The 18,521-nt window shown below is 37.8% G+C and carries 16 protein-coding genes; 2 read left to right on the plus strand and 14 right to left on the minus strand.

From position 1 onward, the window contains the following. Positions 1-45: 45 nt before the first annotated feature. From desA to LQ50_RS08125, 5 genes are all read right to left on the minus strand, one after another. Positions 46-1,101 carry a Delta(5) desaturase DesA gene (desA, locus tag LQ50_RS08105; protein ID WP_034627982.1) on the minus strand — a complete coding sequence of 352 codons (1,056 nt, stop codon included), beginning with the start codon at positions 1,099-1,101 and terminating at the stop codon, positions 46-48. Between the two features lie 246 nt (positions 1,102-1,347). Further along, positions 1,348-2,028, minus strand: coding sequence for a MerR family transcriptional regulator (locus LQ50_RS08110; protein WP_034627985.1), 681 nt, complete (start codon positions 2,026-2,028; stop codon positions 1,348-1,350). Positions 2,029-2,263: 235 nt separating this feature from the next. Then, positions 2,264-2,473: a hypothetical protein gene (locus LQ50_RS08115; protein WP_034627988.1), complete on the minus strand. Its 210-nt coding sequence runs from the start codon at positions 2,471-2,473 to the stop codon at positions 2,264-2,266. A gap of 225 nt (positions 2,474-2,698) precedes the next feature. Then, positions 2,699-5,374, minus strand: coding sequence for a pyruvate, phosphate dikinase (ppdK, locus tag LQ50_RS08120; RefSeq protein WP_034627989.1), 2,676 nt, complete (start codon positions 5,372-5,374; stop codon positions 2,699-2,701). Beyond that, positions 5,367-6,188: a pyruvate, water dikinase regulatory protein gene (locus LQ50_RS08125; protein WP_034627991.1), complete on the minus strand. Its 822-nt coding sequence runs from the start codon at positions 6,186-6,188 to the stop codon at positions 5,367-5,369. Before LQ50_RS08125 ends, ppdK begins: the two co-directional genes overlap by 8 nt. Before the next feature lie 430 nt (positions 6,189-6,618). Between LQ50_RS08125 and LQ50_RS25385 the strand changes: the two genes are divergently transcribed. After that, positions 6,619-6,771: a hypothetical protein gene (locus LQ50_RS25385; RefSeq protein WP_161784669.1), complete on the plus strand. Its 153-nt coding sequence runs from the start codon at positions 6,619-6,621 to the stop codon at positions 6,769-6,771. A gap of 216 nt (positions 6,772-6,987) precedes the next feature. On the opposite strand, the gene LQ50_RS08130 is transcribed toward LQ50_RS25385, so the two are convergent. The 3 genes from LQ50_RS08130 to LQ50_RS08140 form a co-directional block, all read right to left on the minus strand. Further along, a complete protein-coding gene (locus LQ50_RS08130; protein ID WP_034627992.1) occupies positions 6,988-7,620 on the minus strand; it encodes a response regulator in 633 nt (210 codons plus the stop codon). Next, entirely contained in the window at positions 7,617-8,762 is a 1,146-nt protein-coding gene (locus tag LQ50_RS08135; RefSeq protein ID WP_034627994.1) for a sensor histidine kinase, read from the minus strand. Before LQ50_RS08135 ends, LQ50_RS08130 begins: the two co-directional genes overlap by 4 nt. Positions 8,763-9,229: 467 nt before the next feature. After that, positions 9,230-10,645: a Na+/H+ antiporter NhaC family protein gene (locus tag LQ50_RS08140; RefSeq protein ID WP_034627995.1), complete on the minus strand. Its 1,416-nt coding sequence runs from the start codon at positions 10,643-10,645 to the stop codon at positions 9,230-9,232. Positions 10,646-10,850: 205 nt separating this feature from the next. On the opposite strand from LQ50_RS08140, the gene LQ50_RS08145 reads away from it, so the two are divergent. After that, positions 10,851-11,033 (plus strand): hypothetical protein, encoded by a 183-nt coding sequence (locus LQ50_RS08145; protein WP_034627997.1) that lies wholly within the window; start codon positions 10,851-10,853, stop codon positions 11,031-11,033. A gap of 59 nt (positions 11,034-11,092) precedes the next feature. On the opposite strand, the gene LQ50_RS08150 is transcribed toward LQ50_RS08145, so the two are convergent. From LQ50_RS08150 to LQ50_RS08175, 6 genes are all read right to left on the minus strand, one after another. Further along, entirely contained in the window at positions 11,093-12,457 is a 1,365-nt protein-coding gene (locus LQ50_RS08150; protein ID WP_052144655.1) for a HAMP domain-containing sensor histidine kinase, read from the minus strand. After that, positions 12,458-13,126, minus strand: a complete 669-nt coding sequence (locus LQ50_RS08155) for a response regulator transcription factor (RefSeq protein ID WP_034627998.1) — start codon at positions 13,124-13,126, stop codon at positions 12,458-12,460. A gap of 362 nt (positions 13,127-13,488) precedes the next feature. After that, positions 13,489-14,676, minus strand: coding sequence for an endo-1,4-beta-xylanase (locus LQ50_RS08160; protein ID WP_034628000.1), 1,188 nt, complete (start codon positions 14,674-14,676; stop codon positions 13,489-13,491). 474 nt (positions 14,677-15,150) lie between these two features. Continuing rightward, the gene (locus LQ50_RS08165; protein WP_034628004.1) at positions 15,151-15,660 is read right to left on the minus strand and encodes a GNAT family N-acetyltransferase; all 510 of its coding nucleotides are present in this window, start codon (positions 15,658-15,660) and stop codon (positions 15,151-15,153) included. A 6-nt stretch (positions 15,661-15,666) separates the two neighbouring features. Beyond that, positions 15,667-16,707, minus strand: coding sequence for a glutathione S-transferase family protein (locus LQ50_RS08170; RefSeq protein ID WP_084138668.1), 1,041 nt, complete (start codon positions 16,705-16,707; stop codon positions 15,667-15,669). Between the two features lie 140 nt (positions 16,708-16,847). Next, positions 16,848-18,500 carry a methyl-accepting chemotaxis protein gene (locus LQ50_RS08175; RefSeq protein WP_034628006.1) on the minus strand — a complete coding sequence of 551 codons (1,653 nt, stop codon included), beginning with the start codon at positions 18,498-18,500 and terminating at the stop codon, positions 16,848-16,850. Positions 18,501-18,521 lie beyond the last annotated feature (21 nt).

Raw genomic sequence — 18,521 nt, forward strand, 5'->3', positions numbered from 1 at the left:
ATCTACCTTTTTCAGTGCCCTTATTAAACTTGAACCATATATCTATTAGGATTTCCCTTGTAAGCTAACCCGTTTATTTTTTATTTGTACGTTAGACTTGGCGTTAGGGATAAGATGCTTTACTTGTTTAAAGCTCACAAATGTTTTACTAGCTTCGTCGTATAAGCGAAACCGAATAGATTGTAGACTTGAACCCATTGTAATCGTAGTTGCTTTCTGTAATGGTGGGGTTGTTTCATGTACTTTTTCCAAATTATAATTTGGAACTCTTGGGCTTAGATGATGAACGTGGTGATATCCTATATTACCTGTCACCCACTGCAACACTTTCGGAAGCTTATAATATGAGCTTCCATCAATCGCTGCTTTGACATAATCCCACTCTTCTTCATCTTCAAAGTACGAATCTTCAAATTGATGTTGTACATAAAATAACCAAATCCCTAATGCTCCTGCTACAAAAAGGATCGGTGCTTGAATAAGAAGAAAAGCCTGCCAACCAATCATCCAGATCATCAATGAATAAAGAGCAACAATTGAAATGTTAATGACATGTGTATTCACTCTTTCTTTTTTTCTTGCATCTTTACGATTGAAGCGATTCGTAATGAAAAATAAATAAATCGGACCAAGTCCAAACATAACAACCGGATTCCGATAAAGTCTATATGACAATCTTTCTTTAAATGATGCATTCACGTATTCATCCACCGTCATAATCCAAACGTCACCAGTACCACGCTTGTCTAAATTTCCACTAGTTGCATGATGAATTGAATGCTCACGCTTCCACTTTTCATAAGGAAACATCGTAATAATACCCGTAATGGTCCCCAGAATATTGTTAACTTTCTTATTTTTAAAGAACGACCCATGACAACAATCATGGAAAATAATAAATATTCGAACGACAAACCCTGCAGCTACGATCGCTAAAGCAAGTGTTAGCCAAATTGAAACTGACAAGCTCTGATACGCTAAAAACCATAATAAAAAGAACGGCGGCACTGTATTAATTAACTGTTTTATACTTGATTTTACGTCTGATTTTTCAAATGGTACTACGCTTTTTTTTAGTTGTGCTAATTTGTGATTACTCATGACTTCCCCCTTACAAGGCACTTTTTAATTAGAGTTGGAGAACTAATACCTCTATCATAATAGAGAGCCTTTGTTTCAAGAAGTCATGAACGTCAAGTAACAAATATGACATTTGTCATACTTGTCCGTACCCTAAGGCAATTAAACCAACTTTTACAATTGGTATAATCCTTCTAATACACTCTTTCGTCTCAAAAAACTCCTACACTATAATAGTGTAGGAGAACGGTTAATTCAGTTCCTGTGCTATAAATAATCGACAGAGCCCTCTTTTTTCGGCTTTAAGAAGTTTAACCAACTTGGAAGCTTCGATTTTGTTGCTGCTGCTTCCCGATAAGCTTGAACAAACTCTTGAAATTGCACTTCTCTTTCTTCAAGTTTTTGCTGGATAAATAACTTCTCTTCCTCTTCTCGATGAATTTCTTGTCTTAAGCGACTTAATTCTTCTTTCGTGCTTTCAGCTGTGTCTATAATGGTGTGAGAATAGGATTGAATAAGTGATTTCGTTTTGCTATGTCCCGCATTCATTTCATGCTTTACTTCATCTTTTACTTCTTGAATAAATTCTTCCTTAAGTCCTGCAATCGATTCAGTTAGTTCTTGAATGTTATCAATCGTCTCATTTTGTAAGGATAATATCACTTCATACTCTTGAGGTGCTTCATTTAGTAGCTCATTTGGCTCCATTTCAATATTTGTATTAAGAATAAAGTTCACATGTTCTTCATTAATGTTATTGTCCTTTAAAATTTTTATTTTTTTTAACATCTCAAGATCATATTCTGAATACAATCTTGCGCCTGTTTTTGTTCTTTGCACATAGAGGGCTTTTGAAAACATGTCTTCCCATTCTCTTAGTTTCCCTACTGGTATTTTTAAGTTCTTTGAAACTTCCTTAATCGTATATTTTCTTTGTCCGTTTTCCATACTCTCACCTCTTTTAGAATTATGTTTAAAGTACATATTAGATGTGAGTATGACTATTTTCCTTCTACATGACAAAAGTTCTAATAATAAGTTGAGATTCGGCAATAAGTGTTGTGGTTTGATGCTTGCTTTCCTGCTAAATCGAGCTTTTCCATATTTAAATCCCCTAGATAATGGAGGAACAAAAAAACGATTTCCTTAGCGGTCGTTATACTCCCACAAAGGAAATCGTAGTTCATGTATTTTCTACCCAATCAAAGTAAGTGCCACTCCCATTGCAACCCGCACAGTGATAATAAGAAGAGTTCAACATATACACTTCCGTTCCTAACATATTGAACCCTTTCCCCTGACATTCAGGACACATTCCTTGTGATTTGCAAATTTCTACTCTTCGAACATTCCTTTTTTCAATCCAATCTCCAAAAACATTCAATAAACCCATTTTTCTCACCTCATAGGTAGTATTCCTAAAAGGTATGGCGTTATTCATATAATGATGGTAATCTAGCTGAAAAAATGATTACTAGCAACAGTTGCTAGTTTACTCCCCTTTAGCCACTTTTCTTTGTAAGGGAACCCACTTATTACAAACAGCGACTCCTTAGATTGCTCAAGGGAGCCAAAAAGGTCAAAAACAGTGCAGATCTCTTCAGCCTCCCTCGATAATTTATTTCTGAGCTTGAAATTCATTAACCGATTGCTTTAATTCATGCTTAATCGTCGCTTGAGCAGCGGCAAGGCGTGCAAGCGGTACACGATATGGAGAGCAACTTACGTAATCCAATCCAGCTTCATGGCAAAATTCAATAGACTGCTTCTCTCCCCCATGTTCTCCACATATCCCTGTCTTTAATCCCGGCTTTGCACCTCTTCCAAGCTTAACACCAGTTTCTACTAGTTTGCCAACACCTTCTTGGTCAAGAGAAGCAAACGGATTTTCTGGCAGAACTTTGTTTTCAATATATGCTTGCAAGAATTTCCCTTCTGCATCATCACGACTGTACCCAAATGTAGATTGGGTTAAATCGTTTGTGCCAAATGAGAAAAAGTCAGCCTCTTGTGCAATTTGGTCCGCAGTTAATGCAGCACGTGGGACTTCAATCATTGTCCCTACTAGGTAATCAAATGTCTTTCCTGTTTCTTCTTCCACTTGAAGCCCAGCATTGATAACCAACTGACGCATTTCTTTTAGCTCATTTACATGGCCCACTAACGGAATCATAATTTCCGGTTTTACAGCGATTCCTTTATCGATTCCTTTAGCAATGGCATAGAAGATTGCTTTTGCCTGCATAACGTAAATTTCTGGATACGTCATTCCAAGACGGCATCCTCGATGACCTAACATTGGATTAAATTCATCTAATTGGCGCACTTTTCGCAAGAGATATTCTTTCTCCTTCAACTCTTCAGAATTCGGATTTGTCATTTGAAGCTTTGTTACATCAACAAGCAATTCCTCTTTATCTGGCAAAAATTCGTGAAGAGGAGGATCCAACAATCGAATCGTAACAGGCCGACCTTCCATCGCCTCAAAGATTCCTTCAAAGTCTTCTTGTTGCATCGGCAACAATTTACTTAATGCGACTTCGCGCTGTTCATACGTTTGTGCAAGAATCATTTCTTGCACAATTGGAATTCGATTTGCATCCATAAACATATGCTCCGTCCGGCATAACCCGATTCCACCTGCACCAAACTCTACTGCTTTTAGTGCGTCTTCTGGATTATCCGCATTTGCTCTGACCCCTAGTTTTCTCTCTTCATCGGCCCACGTTAACAGTAATTGAAATTCTTCTGACAGTTGTGGTGCAATCATTGGAATTTCTCCTAAGAAAATTTCACCTGTCGAACCGTCGATTGTGATCACATCCCCTTGTTTCACAATGATTTCGCCTACTTTAAACTGTTTTCCTTTTAAGTCGATCTTGACAGCTTCACAACCACAAATACAAGCTTTCCCCATTCCTCTTGCCACTACAGCTGCGTGACTTGTCATTCCGCCTCGACTCGTAACAGTAGCTTGCGCTGCAACAATCCCGTGAATATCATCTGGTGTCGTTTCTGGACGAACAAGAATGACTTTTTTCTCTTCTTTCCCCAACCGTTCAGCGTCATCTGCATCAAAAACAACATGACCTGTTGCAGCTCCTGGTGAAGCAGGAAGCCCTTTTGCCAATGGGCTTCTCTCGTATAAATCATCAATTCGGCTATGAAGCAACTGATTCAACTGATCTGGGTCCACACGTAAGATTGCTTCTTTTTTACTTATAATCTTTTCTTCTACTAAATCAACCGCTATTTTAATAGCAGCTTGAGCAGTTCTTTTTCCGATCCGCGTCTGAAGGATATATAGTTTGCCACGCTCGACCGTAAATTCGATATCTTGCATATCCTGGTAGTGCTTCTCAAGAAGGTTACATGTATCCACAAACTGCTGGTATACATCTGGCATCTCCTGCTTGAGCCTAACGATAGGTTGAGGAGTACGAATACCAGCAACCACATCCTCCCCTTGAGCATTGATCAAATATTCACCATATAATTTTGCCTCTCCTGTGGAAGGATTACGTGTAAAAGCAACACCTGTCCCGGAATCATCGCCCATATTTCCAAACACCATGCTCTGAATGTTGACAGCGGTCCCAAGATGTCCAGGGATTTTTTGAAGACGGCGGTATACAATGGCTCGTTGATTATTCCAAGAATCAAATACAGCACTGATTGAAAGGAATAATTGTTCTTTCGGATTTTCTGGAAAAGAGCTTTTAGTATGACTTTTCACAAGTTCTTTGTAGCCATGAATCACTTCTTTCCAATCGTCAGCTGACATCTCGGGGTCTGTTTCGTACCCTTTTTCTTCCCTTATTTCTTCAAGTAATTGTTCGAAATAAAAGCCATCCACCTTCAACACAACATCACTAAACATCTGAATAAATCTACGGTAAGAATCATATGCAAACCTTGGATTGTTCGTAAGCTTCGCCATTCCTTCAACTGTTTCATCATTCATCCCAAGGTTTAATACGGTATCCATCATTCCAGGCATCGAATGAACCGCTCCTGAACGAACAGATACGAGCAATGGATTTTCGGGGTCTCCTAGGCTTTTTCCTGTTTGTTCTTCGAGGTTCGTTAATGCTTCTAACACTTGTTGTTCGATCGTTTCAGAAATTGATTTTCCCGCATCATAGTATGCATTACAAGCATCCGTAGAAATAGTGAATCCATAAGGAACAGGTAACCCAATCCGAGTCATCTCAGCTAAGTTTGCTCCCTTTCCTCCTAAAAGTTCCTTTTTATCGCCACTTCCTTGATCGAACATATAAACAAATTTATTCACGATATCCTACCCCTCTCTTTTTTAGCATGGCTAATAGTAAATCGGCTGTTTCTTCAACAGCTTTATCTGAGACATTAATAATGGGACATCCAATACGTTTCATTATCTTTTCAGCGTATTCTAACTCTTCTAGGATTCGGTCGAGGTCCGCGTACTTTGCCACCGACAATCCTAAGTTTTTCAATCTTTGTTTACGAATTTCATTTAGCTTATCTGGTGTGATAACTAGACCGACACATTTATTTTTTGACACTTTAAAAAGCTCATCTGGTGGTCGTACTTCTGGTACTAAAGGGACGTTTGCCACCTTATAACGCTTATGTGCCAAATACATGGATAGTGGCGTCTTTGATGTTCGAGAAACCCCAATTAATACAATATCCGCACGTTGAATTCCCCTACTATCTTGCCCATCATCGTATTTTACAGCGAACTCAACGGCTTCGACTCTTCGAAAATAGTTTGCGTCTAATTTTCTAATTAATCTTGGTTCTCGCTTCGGTTCTTTATTGAACGTTTTAGCAAAGGCTTCCATAAGTGGATTCATCAAATCAATCGCCATAACCCCTTCTTCTTTCGACCTGTTATCTAAGTAATCTTTCAAAGTTGGAATAACAAGTGTATAGGCGATAATCGAGTTGGTGCATTTAGAAGCAATGATGACGTTTTCAAGATCATTGACATCCTCTACATATGAAACATGGTCAATTTCAACTTCTCCTCCATTAAATTGCGATGCGACAGCTTTCACCATCAATTCAGCTGTTTCGCCAACTGAATCAGAAACGACATAGACGACTTCCTTCTCTTTCACACCGATTCCCCTTTACTTTTTTTGTTTCATAGTAGCTTTCATGTAGGTCTTAGTCATTTCAGAATGGCACCCAATATGTACCTTAATAACTTGAAAGACTATCAAGAAATCATCTCCTCACTCCTAGTTAAATAGAACCTTTTGATAGTCTATTGAATGTAATATGTGACATACTAATAAGAAATTCAATGCAAATGTGTTATACATTAAATTAAATAGTATATTACCATTTATCAAGATTCGTTACAACCCCTTATTTCCAATTAAAGCAATAGAATAGACAGAAATTTCATTTTATTATTCAAAATGCTTTCCTTTAGGGATAAACACAAATTCAAAATCCGCACGATATGCATTATACTTGTCCAGTTCAACTCTACTATACTTGAATAAGCTAGCAATGAGACACATTGAAAAGGGGGGATTAATAGTGGACGAAAAAAAAATTGAGCCGAAAATCACAGTAGATTTAGCTAAAAAGCTCTTAAATGATAAAAGTGTCTATTTAACAGAAGAAGGTAGACGCCGTTTATTGGAAATTGTACGAAACGAAGATTACTATAATAACCAGATCATTCACTAAATATAGGAACCATTCTTATAGAAAATATAACTAGATGAGCTAGATGAGGGAGAGGAGCAAGAAAATAAATGGAGAGTACCCAAGCGAAAAAGTGCCTAAAAAAAGGTTCATGTCCAGCGCTATGGGACATGAACCTTTTCTTTACATACTTGAGCTAAGTCTGCACCTTTTTAAAGGGTTTATCTTAAAGAGGCAAACGAAACTAGCTATACATTTCTAAACTACATTGTGCCTGATCGCATAAATAGCAATTTGAGTCCGGTCTCTAAGGTCCAATTTATCTAAAATAAGACTAATATGATTTTTCACCGTGCCGACGGATAAACCAAGCTCGTCTGCAACCTCCTTATTGCTACGCCCTTCTCCAATTCGTTTAATAATATCTAGCTCACGAGGCGTTATCGAAGAGTCAACTTCTAGCACCTCAGATTGTTTAATGAGACGGGGCATTACTTTTGCTGCTACATGATCCTGTAAGGAAAGACCTCCTGATAGACAACTTCGAATCGCACGAATTAATTCTTCTGGCTCTGCATCTTTTAGCATATATCCCCTAGCCCCGCTTTTCAATGCTTCTAATGCATACTGATCATCATTAAACGTAGTTAACATAAGAACTACTTGATCTGGCCAGCGAGAATGAATAATTCGAGCTGCTTCCAACCCATCCATGACAGGCATCCTGATATCAAGTACAACAATGTCAAAGGTTTGCGCTTCGCAAAGTAAGATAGCTTCTTTTCCATTGCTAGCTTCCCCTGTAATACAAAGCTCTGAGTCGGTCTCAATCATCATCTTTAATCCTTGCCGTACCATTCCCTGATCTTCAGCCAATAAGATTCGAATCATTGGCCCATCCCTCCCCCATTTGGTAGCGATAACGTGCCACGCACGATAAACCTTCCATTATATTGCTTCACTTCTATTTTTCCTCCTGCATGTTCCATTCTTTCTCTCATAGCCGTAAGCCCAAACCCTTCACGAATAATACCCTCTTCAATGGTTTGATTGGACACTTCAAAACGAAAAAGTGTTCCACCTGGAGCTTCAAAGAGAATATCTACTTCCCTTGTTCCACTATGACGCATCACATTTGTTAACGCCTCTTGAACCACTCGGTATACAGCAATAGCCTGTGAATTCAAAAGAGGAGCTGATAATGCGCCATGTTTAACTGTGAATTGTACTCGTATAAAGCTTTCTGCTTCTAATTTTCTAATCAACCCAATGATCGCTGACAAGCCTCTTACGTCATCTTGTTTCAACGTTTTCACTGCACTTCTCGTTTCCTCTAAACTTTCCTTTGCTATTTTTTTCAATTCGACAATTTTCCTATTCTCTTCGTCAGAAGATGACTGCATCCGAAAAACTTCAAGCTGCATTAATAAAGCTGTCAGCTTATGACCAACCGAATCATGTATTTCCCGAGCAATTTGCGATCGTTCCTCTTGACGTGCTAATTTTTCATCTGAGACAACCCGACGTTTCATTTTACGATACTCCGTTAACAGTGCTTCATTGCGAGCAAGAGTTTCCTCATGACTTATAAAAAGTCTGCGATAAAGAGTTAACCCTACAGTAATGATTAATCCATACAAACAAAGAAACATTGGCGGCACACTTGGATAATGTAAAAAGTATGGGGCCAATGTACCACTAAAAAGAATTACCCCTACAACTCCGGCTTGTAACGGTTGAAGTCTGTATACAGCCTTCCCTGCTATGATTAAAAGAACGAGCAATATGTATATGTTCGGGGTGCTTTCTTTCTCTGGCCAAAGTGAGAGGATTGTGATGATTGATGCTAAGCATAATACAATGGTCAGAAGTCTTTGACGTGTTCGAAAAAGAGGAGATAAAAAAAACAAAGCAAAGAATCCAGCACACCCCACCATACGAAACGGAATTTCACTAAAGTTAATCGTAAAATGAGTTAGCGCAAAGAACCAAGACACTCCAAGTAATAACAACCAAATCCAAAATGATGCCATCCATTCTTCTCCTAACGTAAAATTGAACAAATATAGTTACGCAGATTACTCACTCGTAACTGTACTATTCATTTCTATAACTAGCGATTTCATTGTACATCGCAAGCAACCATTAAAACAACAACTTCCGGGTCATCAGGATTATCTTGGCTTTAACGGAATTAACTATATATCCTAGTTTTTAGGTGAACAGACGACTTCTAAAAGGGGGGAAGCTATCATGTTAAGAGCTCTAACAATTCTTATTTAATGGAACGTTTAAATTTATGCGAGGAGACTGAGAATTAGAGAGTGGTTTTCAGAAATTTATCTATTTCGTCCGCTATCATACTTGAGAAGACGTTCCACGATAACGGTTCTATGCCATAAGAGGACAAGCTCTGTTCTCTTATGGCTTCAACAAATATGGCGCTGACTCATGTAATCTTAGGTAATCCTAATGCTAAAACAAGCATTCGTAGAACATCTTACATAATAAAAGTAACCACAATGTACAAGCCGGTTGTAATCCCAGCTGCGATTAACGCCGGCTTCAATTTATATTTAGCATAATCAATCACAGAAAGACCCAAAATCTTTGCTATGGTATTTGTATCATCACTTAAAGGCGAGGCAAACGCTCCAAACGCCCCACTAGCAAAGACTGCCCCTATTACTAATGGAAGCGAAACATCACCAACTAGCGCAAGCGAGATCCCAAGAGGCATCAAAATCCCCCATGTCCCCCAAGCTGAACCTATAAAATACGATACAGCCGCTCCGAACGCGAATATAAGTGGGGCTATAAACATTTGAGGAATCCAGCCTGAATGTGCTGTAACAAACGCTGAAAACCCTAAATCATCGGTAATCGAGGAGAGTCCCCACACGATTGATAACAGTAAAATGACCGACATTAATTCGTTTCCACCTGCGATAAAGCCATCAATAAGTTCACTTAATTTGAAACGCTGAAGCAAGTAAAACCCAATGGATAACAACACTGTTATTAGAAGAGCCACTACCATTGCATCTAAAACATCGGCTTTGATAAATGCCTCAAAAAAGTCAAAACCCTGAACATGACCATCCCACCACGTTAAAAACAATGTCAAACCAATGACCAATATTAATGGAAAAAGCAAGTTCAGTGGTTTTATCGGTAACTCCTTTGAAACGCCAGGGTGACAGTCATGCCAATCATCTTCCTCTTCCACCTTCTTCTCATCAATTTGCATAGGTGCTGTTGATTTCTTTTTTGAATGATGAAAGAAACTTAAATACGCACCTAATAAAATCATGACGATTGAAAAGAAGTTAAACGGAATGCTTTGGATAAATAAAGAGTAAGGATCTAATTCTATCCCTTGATTCTCGGTTGCTATTTGAATGATCGAAACCATATAGCCAACAAAAGCTGTCGCAACAGGAATTAACACAATGATTGGTGTTGCTGTTGTCTCAATGACAAAACCAAGCTCTGCCGTGGTCATCTTTACTTTCTTTAAGAGAGCTCTCATTATAGGAGCAATTGTGACAAAACGAAACGTCGGTGCCGCAAATGTCCCGATCGTTGACACATACGTTAAAATAAGTGCTTGTTTTCTTGTTTGAATTTTTTCCGCTGCCTTTTCAACAAAACCTCTTATGCCTCCTGTCATCTTAATCATGCCAACCAATCCAGAAAAAGCATATAAAAAGACAATAATTTTAATATTATTCCTATCAATCAATGCTTGTACTACATAGACAAACATTGCCTGTATCCCACCAAGAATCGATGGCTCCAAGATATAGGACCCTACAAGCAATCCTAAAAAAAGAGCTGGAAGAACTTGTTTTGTGTAGATTGCTACAGGGATTACCACTAAAAATGGTACAATCGAAAGCCAGCTTGATTCCATAACCATCACCTATCTTAAAGTATCTCTAAAAGTTGTTACCGTTTTAGAATGTGATTGGTGTTGGAAATTATACGTAACGCTAGATTGTTTATATGAACGTTTTTAGAATGAATTTAAGCAACAAGTTATAAAAGTTTACACTATTTATAAAAAATCCTATATACTGTACATACTAATGAGAAATTGAAAATGAGAGGGATATGAAATGTCTGACGAAAAACAAAGAAAAAAAATCAGCCTACAAGATGCCATAAAACAACAACTTGCCAACAAGAAAAAACAAAACAGTTCAAATAGACCGACTAACAACCCGTACCAATCAACTAAGCAAATGAAGAGCCAACAAACGAAAAAACAAAATAACCAAAGAAAAAGAACTGGGGTATAGCCTCAAAAAACAAAGCCACACTCTCACAATTAAGTGAAGTAGGCTTTGTTTTTAACATTTTATTCCTCTTTAAGCGTCTTCTTGTTCTCCGTTTTGATTGGAATGGTTACAACAAAGCTAGAACCAAATCCCTCTTGTGTAAGGACATCGATTGAGTATTGATGAATGCCTAAAATTTGCTTAACAATCGATAAACCAAGCCCATTGCCATCCACTGAGCTTCCTCTTGCTTTATCTACTTTATAAAATCGATCAAATAAGTACGGGATGGCATCTTCTGCAATGCCTTTCCCATAATCTTTTACACTTACAGTCACACCTTGATCTCCTCTTTTTAGCTCAATCTGAATGGCTCCTTTTTGAGGAGAATATTTAATAGCATTTGTTAACAAGTTAAACCACACTTGTTCGAGTAGATCTTGATCAGCCAACACTTCAATAGGTTCAAGTTCTAAGTCAATTTGTAACTCTTTCTTTTTCCATTGCGGTTCTGTTGCTAACACCGTTCTTCTAATTTGTTCGTCAAGCCAATACAATTCAGGACGATAGGGATGATGCTCTGAATCTAAGGAAGCAAGTCTTAATAAATTTTCACTTAGCCTGGAAAGTCGATCCGTCTCCTGATAAATAATATCCAAATATTCTCTCTGATTCTGTATTGGTATCACTTGATCTCTTATCGCTTTTGTAAAACCTCTAATTGATGTAAGCGGCGACTGAATTTCATGTGACACACTACTCACAAAATCATCACGCATTTGATCGATCTTCTCAACCTCTGAGGCCATATGATTAAAGCTTGTGATTAATTCTCCAATCTCATCTTTATTTTTACTTTTAAGACGTACAGAGAAGTTCCCTTTTGCCATCTCTTTCGCTGCCTGAGTTAACAACTTAATAGGGTTTATCAAGTATCGAGAAGCTAATAAAATCAATAAGCTACCAACGAGTAATACTAAGATAAGAGAAATATTAACAATTCCTCTTATTCCCTTCATTTCTTCTTCCGAATTCAAATGAACAAACAAGGCATACGGTTCATTCATGATTTCCACTTGAAAACCAGCTCCATTTGTGACGTCACCTTTCCTGTTTGAGAAGGACATCGGCACTTGATCACCAGACATCAACACGTTTTCAATATCTGTATCATTGATGTCAAATGGCGCATGTTGATCCAATAAGGGAACGCCTTCTTCATCCATAATCATAATATCAAAATGAGCGGACCTCAATGTTTCAGCCATTTCAGGCAACTTTCCTGGATCGGTTAATTCAATTATTTCTGCTACACGCGATGTAACATTGACAACTTCCTTTTCAAGAAAAAAGTAAGCTGTAATGAAATAGGAAGTAGCTATACTAATGATGACAACCCCAATAAAGGTTGCTACGATTCTTACATAAAGACTCTTCTTAAACACTTATGCCTCCTCCAACCGATAACCTAACCCCCTAACGGTTGTGATCGTTATATCCTTAAAAGGAATTAATTGTTCCCTTAATCGTTTAATATGCACATCAACAGTTCTTTCATCGCCTTCATAATCGAATCCCCATATTTTTTCAATTAATTGTGTACGTGTGAATATTTTTCCTGGTGAGTTAGCTAGCATATAGAGTAATTCGCATTCTTTTTTCTTTAAATATACTGATAAATCATGACACTGAATCAAATGTTTTTCTAAATCAATCGTTGTTGAACCAATCGTTATCCTACTTTCTGTTGATACATGATACCGTTTTAAAAGGGCCTTCACTCGAAGAATTAATTCGACCGGATCAAATGGCTTGACTAAATAGTCATCTGTACCGGCACTAAACCCCTTTACCTTATCCTGCGATTCTCCTTTTGCCGTGACCATTAAGATAGGGATATTCAAAAACGACCGAATATCCGCCGTTAATTCAATCCCATCGATATATGGCATCATGACATCGACAATGGCTAAGTCTATCGGTTCATGAGATAATAGTTCTAATGCCTCTTTTCCATCACATGCTTCTACCACACTAAACTGACTATTTTCCAAGTACACTCTTATTAATTTTCGAATATGTGAATCGTCATCGACTACGAGAATTTTATTCACTATTTTCTCAACTCCGATAATATATTTTAGAAACGAAATTTATACGATCTATCTTTCCTAGTAGCTGTGAATTTAAAAGAAACAGAAACGTGATTTATTTTACCATAATTAGTCTACCAAATTATTATGAACTGAGTATGAAATTTTCTCTTAAAGGGGAATCAACTTCCAAAATAGAAGTCTCTATACTCAACGAACATTGTCTACCGTTATTGACATCCATGTACTCTTATCACTTTCTCCCTTCATTTGTAAAAAAATAGAGTTACTCCACTACCTATCCTCTATCTTGGTAAAAGACACAAAAAAACAACCCCGTTTAAACGGAGCTGTTTTCATATGTCACGGTATACAATTAGGTTTTAATCAATTACCTTCCAGAATGCAGGTTTCACTCTGTAGTTTTCGTCGAATAAAAACGGTGCATCAATTCCGACTCCACTATATTGCTCGGCTCGGTCATCCAACCAAGTATGATTATCAGCTATGCCCCAGAATGTGACACTGCTGATGTCCGCTTCCAACTCTTCATACAACTCAAACAACTGATCGTAACGAACAGCTTGCCGCTCAAAATCTTCTGCAGGGATATCATCATACGTTTCATACGCGTTATCTGGTGGCCAGCCATATAGACTTACATCGAGTTCTGTTACTTGATTGTCCAATCCTAGTTCCGTAAACATTTCAAAAGACTCTCTTGTTTCTTCTATTGAAGGCCAGTCAATTTGAATATGTGCCTGATGCCCTACACCATCAATCGGAACTCCTTGATCTAACAATTGACTTACAAGGTTGTGTAGGTCATCCCTTTTTGATGGTACTTCCGTATTGTAGTCATTGATGTAAAGTTTTGCCTCTTCCCCAGCATATTTTCTAGCTGTCTCAAATGCTACTTTAATATAATCGGTACCAGTAATTTGATACCAAGGTGAATTTCGTAAGCCACCATTATCATCGATCACTTCATTTACTACATCCCAAGAATCGACATCATCCTTATAACGCTCTACGACCGTTTGTATATGTGTTTTCATGCGCTCTAATAAAAGGGCTTTATTTGCATCCCTTTTCTCAGCATCTATTTCATCTACCATTGGATTTCCATTCTCATCAAGGAAAAACCAATCCGGTACTTGATTATGCCAGACAAGTGTGTGAAAACGTAGATTCATATCATTTTTGCGAGCAAACTCAACAATTTTATCCGCCCCTTCCCAATCCCATTGTCCTTCTTGGGGCTGAAGAGAGATAGGTTTCATCGCATTTTCAGCAACAATACTATTATAATGATGCTTTAAAATTTTACCCTGTCTTCCGTTTAATTGATAAGGTTCTACAGCAGCACCAATATCGAAAGCGCTCTCATATCTTTCAGCAAGAGAAGCCACTTGCCATGCATGCGGTTGAACATTACCGTTGCCTTTCTGATCTTTTCCAAATACTCCTTTATGTGCATTTCCTTGAGCTGAGACACTTCCAATACCACCTGAGAAGACGAGAGATAAAGCCAACCCTGCTATAATCGGTTTCCGAAAAATATGTAGCATCTAAAAATCTCCTTTTCATAAAGTGAATTTTTGAAACAAAAACGAAAAGTACTAAACGAAACCTCCTTTTATAAAAAATGGATGCATGCAACCACAATAGGTAAGGGCTTACAAAATAACGATGAATGTAATTGCATGCTTTTAACTCGGCTTCATTATAGCAATAATTCACTTAGTTCATCTACCGAACTAACTAAGATTCTCTAAAATGAGAGATTAGTATTGGTAATAATACCCTATTATGTACATCACACGACCATAAATCATCTACTTATGGCCTATTATTTTCTTAAATCGCACCATCCAAATCACCTAAATCTAAAATCTGTTTCTAAACATATATCTCTTAAACTAAAAAACTCACTTAAAAGAGGATGTTTCAAAAGGTTTCTTCCCTTTTGAAACATCCTCAAAAATGAGATAAATTGAAATATGGTAAAGAAATTCTCCTCTAATGGAATCAATTCAGTTCTTTCATTCAATTCCAATACCTAATCGAAACGCCTTTACAATTACTCCATCATTTGCAGGCTCAAAGTCATGCTGAGGCAAACGCTGAAACCCCATCCGTCCATACAGTCCAATAGCGCTTTTCATAAAATCTGCGGAGTGTAAACCAATTGTATCATATCCCTTTGCTTTCGTTCGTGCAATACATTCGGTAAGCAGGGCGTGTGCAACTCCTTTTCCTCTTGCTTCTTTATTAACAGCAAGAAGACGAATTTCTGAGTAATCTAACTCATCAACCTGCCCTTCATAGGCGTCTACTTTGGGTGGAAAAAGGGCTACACTTCCGATAATCTCTCCTTCTACTTCAGCAACAATTAGTTCTACTCCAGGTTGCATATCTGCCTCTGAAGAGATTGCTTGTTTAAGAGCTTGCCAATGTTTTTCAGATACAGCTTGCGCATGCTCGCTGTAAGCATTAACCCTTTGCGTGCGAATAAACTGGATTTCATCTTCCACAGCATTACGTATTTTCATTTTGCATCAATTCTCCTCGATTAAAAATTTTCCTACTTGTTTACTTAAAGATTGGCGGTTATGTGGCAACAAAAGAGCTGTTATATCAGGTCCTTTAGGAAGAATTTTAACCCCTCCGTTGTTCTGAAAAATGGTAATAGATAAATGATAGTGCTTCTTAATTGCATCAAAATCGGTTGTATCTCCAAAGCCTGGTGTATCGTATAAATCACGAAGGTATCCCCATAAATGCTCGTATTCCCGAATTAAATTACGATTTGTATTAAATCCATTATAATAAGCGACATCAAAACGGATTAATGTAGCATAAAGACGAATATCTGAATCTGTGACGAAATCTCCGAACAAAAATCGCTGATTAGCAAGTCGCTCCTCTAATGCATCTAACCTAGCAAAAAGTGCATCAAACGCTTGTTCATACGCTTCTTGTGAACGAGCAAATCCACATTTATATACACCATTATTTATATCTTCAAAAATTAGCTCATTAAGTGAATCAATTTCTTCACGTAAATGAATTGGATACAGGCTTGGTGCAGATGGTTTATGAAATGGTGCCCATACCGTTTCAAAGTAATTCGTTAGTTTAAAATAATCATTATAGACAGCTTGGTTATTGGTGACATCGACAAGAACAGGAACCGTCGGTCGACCCTCATATTCTTTATCTGCATTTTTGTATACTTCACTTATATACGTAACCCCTAAAACAGGATCAACTCTAGCTGGATCAAGTGAGAACTCCCAGTCGACACGATCAATATTTGGACGAATCGGACTCGCTGTTCCCAAGCTGATCGCGTCTTGAAGCCCAAGTAATTTGCGTACAATGACAGAACGATGAGCCCAAGGACAAGCTGGCGACCAAAGAAGTCGATAGCGGCCTTGCTCTACTGGCAATTCCCCGGGTTGCTCACCAAAAGGGGTCGTAAATCGATTCACTTGCCTTTTAAAAGAGCCATCCTTATGAAATTCATTAGTCATATTTGCATATGTATTTAAATCTTCTATACTATGTCCATTGACTGTCTCATCATTTCGTCTCATGATATCACCCTTCCTACTATTTGATTACTTTCTATCCAGCATATCCCATTAACATTGTACTTAATATATCATCAAATTTGCCTTTTTCACAGAAAAAAAGACCTCTAGATTCTATATACCTAGAGGTCATGAACACTAATTTAATCAACCTTAAATTGTGAAAGTGTTTCGTTTAATTCATCTGTTAATATGCGCAATGACTGAATTTTATCTACTATATTTCCAATTGAATGTAATTGCTCATTCGTCGATGCAGAAATTTCTTCACTACCAGCGGCCGTTTGTTCGACAACCGCACTAATATTTTCAACGTTATTTAAAACATGTTCGTTGAACTTCTTCGAAGAATCTACACCCACTACTAGATCTTGTAAGACGCCTGAAATCCCTTGTACTCTGTCTTCTATTTGTTCAAACGTTTCAAGTGTACGGTTCATATGGTGACTTTGATCTTTAGAAATCTTAACGCCTTGATCAACCGAATTTGAAATCGTTGATAACCCTTCTTTTATACGGATCACCATCTCAAAAATATGAGTCGTCGCCTCTGTTGATTCATCAGCGAGTTTTCTTACTTCATCTGCAACAACGGCAAACCCTTTTCCGGCCTCTCCCGCCCTAGCCGCTTCTATTGCTGCATTTAATGATAGCAGGTTGGTTTGTTGCGCAATGTTGGAAACCGTATGAGCCATATTTTCTATCTGAGTCGCATAATCCGTAAATTCTTTGGTCGCTTGTTCAATAGCTTGAGTTGCTTGAACGTTTTCTCTTAGTAACATTTGTTGCTCATCAATTACTTGGCGTCCATTTACAATCGCTACATTCGCACCTTTTGCATAGTCAACCGATTGTTGTGCTCTTTCCACGTTACTGCCAAAACCTTGGCCCATTTGCTCAATTAACTCAACTGAACTTTGTAAATCCTCTGAAATTGTCTGTGAACCTTTAGATAGTTCATCTGTTGATAACGCAATTTGCTGACTAGACTCTGACAACTGACGATTCTCTAATTCTAACTCCTTCGAATACGCGTCAACTTTCTGACTTGCCGATCCAACAGATGTGAGTAATGCGGTCAATTGATTAACCATTTTGATAAACGATTCATTTAGCTGGCCTAGTTCGTCTTTATGCTCGTAGTTAACCTGGTCAACAGCTAGGTTTCCTGCTGCAATCTCCTGAGCATTTTGTGTTAACTTCTTCAATGGATTTGTAATGCTATTTGTCATACGTACAAGCACAAATGAGGATACTAGCACAAGAACAACACTACCGATAATGGCAAATGTAATGATAAATTCAATTTGAGCCCTTGTTGTTTCTTGCAAATAATCATGATGTGATGTTGCATGCAAATTTAATAAATATAAATCATTGGAGATCCCTTGAGTTCTCACAGCTTGACGTTTTACTTCCGCAAGGTTCTCATCTCTCAATGCTTCCTCCGCTGTTTGCTTTAGCTCAGTAAATTTTGAGCGAGCTACTTCTAAGGACTTTCTACCTTCATCATGGTTTAAAAGCGAATCAACCTTATCGAATAGGTTATCTACTAGCACGATTTCATTTAATGCTTCTTGCTTATTGCTCTCGGTATGATTATTAGCATAATTATTCATGCTTTGCATAGCCACTTTCATTTCTGCATTTAATTCATGGACAGCAATAAGTAGATCTACATTTTCTTGATTCGAAGTTTGAATTGATAACATCCTTGTAATAATAAATCCTATCATAAGAATGGATAAGACAAGTGCTAGTAAGGAATGAAAAAGTATTTTTCTTTTGATGGACATCGAGTTTCCTCCTGTTGCAAT

Source organism: Halalkalibacter okhensis, assembly GCF_000787375.1.
GTDB lineage: Bacteria > Bacillota > Bacilli > Bacillales > Bacillaceae_D > Halalkalibacter > Halalkalibacter okhensis.